Annotated in this window: 4 protein-coding genes and 1 pseudogene; 4 read left to right on the top strand and 1 reads right to left on the bottom strand. The window is 65.3% G+C overall.

Annotated elements, in window-relative coordinates; translation table 11 throughout:
• Window positions 1-103 (bottom strand): annotated as a pseudogene (locus tag JOZ76_RS17475) (DedA family protein); the annotation flags it as partial.
• Between the two features lie 414 nt (window positions 104-517).
• Here JOZ76_RS17475 and cobS point away from each other — a divergent pair.
• From cobS to JOZ76_RS17455, 4 genes are read left to right on the top strand one after another with little or no spacing between them, the layout of a single operon-like run.
• Window positions 518-1,516 carry a cobaltochelatase subunit CobS gene (gene cobS / locus JOZ76_RS17470; protein WP_291700130.1) on the top strand — a complete coding sequence of 333 codons (999 nt, stop codon included), beginning with the start codon at window positions 518-520 and terminating at the stop codon, window positions 1,514-1,516.
• Between the two features lie 38 nt (window positions 1,517-1,554).
• Entirely contained in the window at window positions 1,555-3,453 is a 1,899-nt protein-coding gene (gene cobT, locus JOZ76_RS17465) for a cobaltochelatase subunit CobT (RefSeq protein ID WP_291700128.1), read from the top strand.
• 45 nt (window positions 3,454-3,498) lie between these two features.
• The gene (locus JOZ76_RS17460; RefSeq protein ID WP_291700126.1) at window positions 3,499-4,554 is read left to right on the top strand and encodes an esterase-like activity of phytase family protein; all 1,056 of its coding nucleotides are present in this window, start codon (window positions 3,499-3,501) and stop codon (window positions 4,552-4,554) included.
• Between the two features lie 27 nt (window positions 4,555-4,581).
• A complete protein-coding gene (locus JOZ76_RS17455; protein WP_291700124.1) occupies window positions 4,582-5,694 on the top strand; it encodes an NADH:flavin oxidoreductase/NADH oxidase in 1,113 nt (370 codons plus the stop codon).
• Window positions 5,695-5,903 lie beyond the last annotated feature (209 nt).

Below are 5,903 nucleotides of genomic sequence, written 5' to 3'. Positions count from 1 at the left end.
TGACGGGCACGGCCTCCAGCAAGGCCGCAAGGAACAGCGTCAGATAGGCAAGCCACGCATGGGCCGACACGAACGCAATGAGGGGATCGATGAAGGTGGCCACAAAAATCCTGCGCTGCTTGTCAGTCCCGCCGTTGCGATCCCAGGCGTGTCAGGTCGAAAAGCGGTACTCAAATCAAAACTTTGCCAGCTTTCCCAGCTTTCCACGGCCGGTGACAGGGCAACATGCGAAGAGGTCCGCGGACTTCCGAAAGTGGGCACCGCTGCCCGCCATAACAAGGGAGACGACCGAAAGGTGCCATCGCCTCCCGTGGCCGCGGCGAAAATACGGCGTGATTCGCAGGGCAGCCCTCCAAAATTCGCGTTCCATGCCTATCTTGATGAAAACACGGGCGAACTTTGATCGGGGGGCGGGCTTCTGCCGGTCCGTGCTCTCTGCTAGATTTGGTGGAAGCTCCCCCTACCGCAGCCACGCCGAAAATCTGGTTTCGGGAATGCCCGGGACCTCGGAGGATTGATGACGACCGCCGCCATGACCACAACACAGGAGATCACCGGGCTGCCCGACATGAAGGTGTCGGTCCGGCAGGTATTCGGGATCGACAGCGACCTCGAGGTGCCGGCCTATTCCGAAGTCGATCCGCATGTGCCTGAAGTCGACACCGACTACCGCTTCGACCGGGCCACGACGCTGGCCATTCTCGCGGGCTTCGCACGCAATCGCCGCGTCATGGTTACGGGCTATCACGGCACCGGCAAGTCGACCCACATCGAGCAGGTCGCAGCGCGGCTGAACTGGCCGTGCGTGCGCGTCAATCTCGACAGCCACATCAGCCGTATCGACCTGGTTGGCAAGGATGCCATCATCGTCAAGGACGGCAAGCAGATCACCGAGTTCCGCGACGGCATCCTGCCCTGGGCCTTGCAGCACAACGTCGCGCTGGTATTCGACGAATACGACGCCGGCCGTCCTGACGTGATGTTCGTGATCCAGCGGGTGCTGGAGGTGTCGGGCCGCCTGACCCTGCTCGACCAGAACAAGGTGATCAAGCCGCATCCCGCGTTCCGCCTGTTTTCGACCGCGAACACGGTCGGGCTCGGCGATACCTCGGGCCTCTATCACGGCACCCAGCAGATCAACCAGGGCCAGATGGACCGCTGGTCGATCGTCACAACGCTCAACTATCTCGCCCATGACGAGGAGGTCGAGATCGTGCTGGCGAAGGCGCATCACTATCGCACCCAGGAGGGCCGCGACGTCGTCAACAAGATGGTGCGGCTGGCCGATCTGACGCGCAACGCTTTTGCCAATGGCGACCTGTCGACCGTGATGAGCCCGCGCACCGTGATCACCTGGGCGGAAAACTCCGAGATTTTTGGCGATATCGGCTTTGCCTTCCGCGTTACCTTCCTCAATAAGTGCGACGAGCTGGAGCGTCCGCTGGTCGCGGAATTCTATCAGCGCTGCTTCAATGCCGAGTTGCCGGAGTCGGCGGTCAACGTGGCACTGAGTTGATTTCGCCTCTCCCCCGACGGGGAGAGGGAGAGGCCGGAATGACCACATCGAACATCAAATTCCGCACCGGGACGAAGGAAGCCCCGAACGAGCCGTTCAAGCGCGCGGTGACCGGGGCTTTGCGGGCGATTGCGAAGAAACCCGAGCTCGAGGTCAGCTTCGCGTCCGAACGGCCCGGGCTGGCTCCCGGCAAGGCACGGCTTCCCGAGCCCGCGCGCAAGATGACCAGGCGCGATGCGGCGATCGTCCGCGGCCACGCCGACTCGATTGCGCTGAAGCTCGCCTGTCACGATCCCCGGGTGCATCGCAAGCTGATGCCGATCAATCCGCAGGCGCGCGGTGTGTTCGAGGCTGTCGAGCAGGCGCGGGTCGAGGCGATCGGCGCGCGGCGCATGTCCGGTGTTGCGAAGAACCTCACCGCGATGCTCGACGATCATTTCCATCGTGGCAAGTATGACGAGATCACCGACCGCGCCGATGCGCCACTGTCGGATGCCTTGGCCATGCTGGTGCGCGAGCGCCTCACGGGGCAGGCGCCGCCCGCGGCCGCGAAGAAGATGGTCGATCTGTGGCGGCCGATCCTGGAGGACAGGATCGGGACGCGGCTCGACCGGCTCGATCGGCTGGTGGAAGATCAGACCAGGTTCGGCGATGCGGTGCATGATCTGCTCACTGCGCTCGATCTCGGCGACGAGCGCAACGCCGATTCCGAGGACGACGAGAACGACGACGACAACCGCGATGGCGAGAGCGATCAGTCCGGCGCCGAAGGCTCGCCGGACGGCGACGCCGCTCAGGAGATGACAGCCGACCAGGCGCAGGCGACGTCCGAAGAGATGGCCGAAAGCGCGATGGAGGCGGCGCAAGCCTCGACCAGCGACACTTTTGACGACGGCGAACTCGGCGATGACGAGACACCGGGCGAGGCGACACGGCCCAATCGCAGCGGCGCCAATGAGCCGCGCGGGCCGGAATACCACGCCTTTGCGCCGAAATTCGACGAGGTGGTCAACGCCGAGGACCTTTGCGATCATGACGAGCTGGAACGGCTGCGCTCCTATCTCGACAAGCAGCTCGCCCATCTGCAGGGCATCGTGGCGCGGCTCGCCAACCGGCTGCAGCGCCGCCTGATGGCGCAGCAGAACCGCGCCTGGGAATTCGATCTCGAGGAGGGCATTCTGGATCCGGCGCGGCTGTCGCGCGTCGTGACCGACCCCTATCATCCGCTGTCGTTCATGCGCGAGAAGGAAGCGACCTTCCGCGACACCGTGGTGACGCTGCTGCTGGACAATTCCGGCTCCATGCGCGGCCGCCCGATCACAGTGGCGGCGACCTGCGCCGATATCCTGGCGCGCACGCTGGAGCGCTGCGGCGTCAAGGTCGAGATTCTGGGTTTTACGACGCGCGCGTGGAAGGGCGGGCAGTCCCGCGAAGCGTGGCTGGCCGCCGGCAAGCCGGCCAATCCCGGCCGTCTCAACGACCTGCGCCACATCGTCTACAAGTCCGCCGATGCGCCATGGCGCCGCTCGCGCAAGAACTTGGGCTTGATGATGCGCGAGGGGCTCTTGAAGGAAAACATCGACGGCGAGGCGCTCGACTGGGCGCACAAGCGCCTGCTCGGCCGCGCCGAACAGCGAAAAATCCTGATGATGATTTCGGATGGTGCGCCGGTCGACGATTCCACGCTGTCGGTCAACCCCGGCAACTATCTGGAGCGTCATTTGCGGCATGTCATCGAGGAGATCGAGACCCGCTCGCCGGTGGAATTGATCGCGATCGGCATCGGCCACGACGTCACGCGCTACTATCGCCGGGCCGTGACCATCGTCGATGCCGAGGAGCTCGGCGGCGCGATCACCGAAAAGCTGGCCGAGCTGTTCAGCGAGACCCACGGCGTGCCGGCGCCCCCGACCACCCGGCGTCGGCTGCATTCGTAAGATGCCGTGACATGACGCGTCGTTCCCCAAAAGCGCGTCCTAATCATGAGCATTGAACGGCTCTCGCGTCGTCGCTTTCTCGGCACTGCGGCCGGGCTTTCGATTTTCGCGGCGCCTCGCATCGTCGATGCGGAGCCGGCGAAACGCGGCGCGGTGGATGAATTTTCCGTTACCGCGCCGACCGCGCTCGAGGTGAATGCGCGGCCGCTTCCCCTGTTCGATCCGCGCAACAGTTCGCGCACACGCTTCGGCGCGCTGGAGTATCGCAGCGGGCTGGTCCTCACCTCGCGCTATCCCGGCTTCGGCGGATTGTCCGGCATCCGCCTCGATGCCAAGGGCGAGCACTTCATCGCCATCAGCGACAAGGGCGGCTGGTTCACCGGCCGTATCGTCTATTCCGGCCGCGCGATGACCGGGCTTGCCGACGTCGAAGCCGCGCCGCTGCTCGGGCCGGACGGGCGGCCGATCACGGCGCGCGGCTGGTTCGATTCGGAATCGATCGCGCTCGACGGCAGCCTCGTCTATATCGGGCTCGAGCGCGTCAACCTCGTGCTGCGCTACGATTTCGCCGAAGGTTTTACCCGTGCGCGCGGCGAGGTGGTGCCGATGCCGCCGGCCGTCAAGAAGCTGCCCAACAACAAGGGACTGGAAGGCCTCGTCGTGGTGCCCAAGGGCCTGCCGCTTGCGGGCACGTTGATCGCGCTCTCCGAGCGCGGCCTCGACGACAGGGGCAATCTGCTCGCCTTCCTGGTCGGCGGCCCGTCGCCTGGACAATTCAGCATTCGCCGCACGGACAATTTCGACATCAGCGACGCGGTGATCCTGCCGAGTGGCGACCTTCTGATCCTGGAACGCAAATTCTCGATCATATACGGCGTCGGCATCCGCATCCGCCGTCTCGCATTGCGCGACATCACGCCCGGCGCGCTGGTCGACGGACCCTCGATCTTCGATGCCGATTTCAGCCAGGAGATCGACAACATGGAAGGCATCGACGCCCATGTGACGGAGGAGGGCGACACCGTGCTGACCCTTGTGTCCGACGACAATTTCTCGCTGATCCAGCGCACGCTGCTGCTGCAGTTCACACTTGCGAAGTAGACCGTTCGAAACCCACGGACATCCCTCATGAGCGCCCTGTTTTCCCCGATCAAGCTGCGCGGCCTGCACCTGAAGAACCGCATCATGGTCTCGCCGATGTGCCAGTATTCCGCGACAGGCGGCGCGGCCAATGACTGGCACTTCACCCACATCAATTCGCTCGCTCTGTCCGGCGCCGCGATGTTCTGTATCGAGGCCACCCACGTCGAGGCGATTGGGCGGATCACGCCGGGCTGCCTCGGCCTCTATGATGATGCCACCGAAGCGGCGCTGGTGCCGATTCTCGCCGCTGCGCGAAAGCATTCGAAGGCGGCGATTGCGATGCAGCTCGCGCATGCCGGTCGCAAGGGTTCCAGCCATCGGCCCTGGGAGAGCGGGCAGCAGATCCCGCTCAGCGAAGGCGGCTGGCAGACCGTGGCGCCCTCCGCGGTGCCGCACAAGGAGGGCGAAGCCGCGCCCGCCGAACTCGACGACACAGGCCTTGCGCGCATCCGCGAGGCTTTCGTCGCCGCCGCGCAGCGCGCCGAGCGGCTCGGCATCGATGCGCTGGAGCTGCATGGCGCGCACGGCTACCTCATGCATCAGTTCCTGTCGCCGATCTCGAACAAGCGCACCGACCGCTACGGCGGCTCGTTCGCCAACCGCATTCGCTATCCCCTCGAGGTGTTCGAGGCGGTGCGCACGGTTTTCCCGGAGCGTAAGCCGGTCGGCATCCGCCTGTCGGCCACCGACTGGATCGAGGGTGGTTGGGACCTGGAGCAGACCATCGCCTTCGCCAGGGAGCTCGCCAAGCGCGGCGTCGACTGGATCGACGTCTCCTCCGGAGGCATCTCGCCGCTGCAGAAGATTCCGCTCGGGCCCGGCTACCAGGTGCCGTTCGCGGACGCGGTCCGGGCCGCGACCGGGCTCACCACCATCGCCGTCGGCCTGATCACGAGGCCTGCGCAGGCCGAGGAGATCGTTGCCTCCGGCCAGGCCGACATGGTGGCGCTGGCGCGCGGCATGCTGTTCGACCCGCGCTGGGGCTGGCATGCCGCAGCCGAACTCGGCGGCGAGGTCGACGCGCCGCCGCCCTATTGGCGCGCGCAGCCTGCCGAGTTCAAGACCCTGTTCGGCAAGACCACGTTCGGCGCGCGGTAGCGGGCGGCGGCGGCTCCACGCACCTCGTCGACTTGGCAGTGCATATCGCGCGCGCCTTGCGGGCCAAGCCATGATTTCGCCGCAGCACAGCCAACGATTGTGCGCATCATGCAAAGTGCTAGGCTTTGCCTGCCACGCGCGACAAGATTTGGAGGCCAACGGGTCTGATCCAACGTCTGCTGCCTGATGCGACCCGAATGCCCGCCCCG

Source organism: Bradyrhizobium sp. (assembly GCF_019244115.1).
In the GTDB taxonomy this organism is placed as follows: Bacteria; Pseudomonadota; Alphaproteobacteria; order Rhizobiales; family Xanthobacteraceae; genus Bradyrhizobium.
This window is presented reverse-complemented; position numbering and strand designations above follow the sequence as displayed.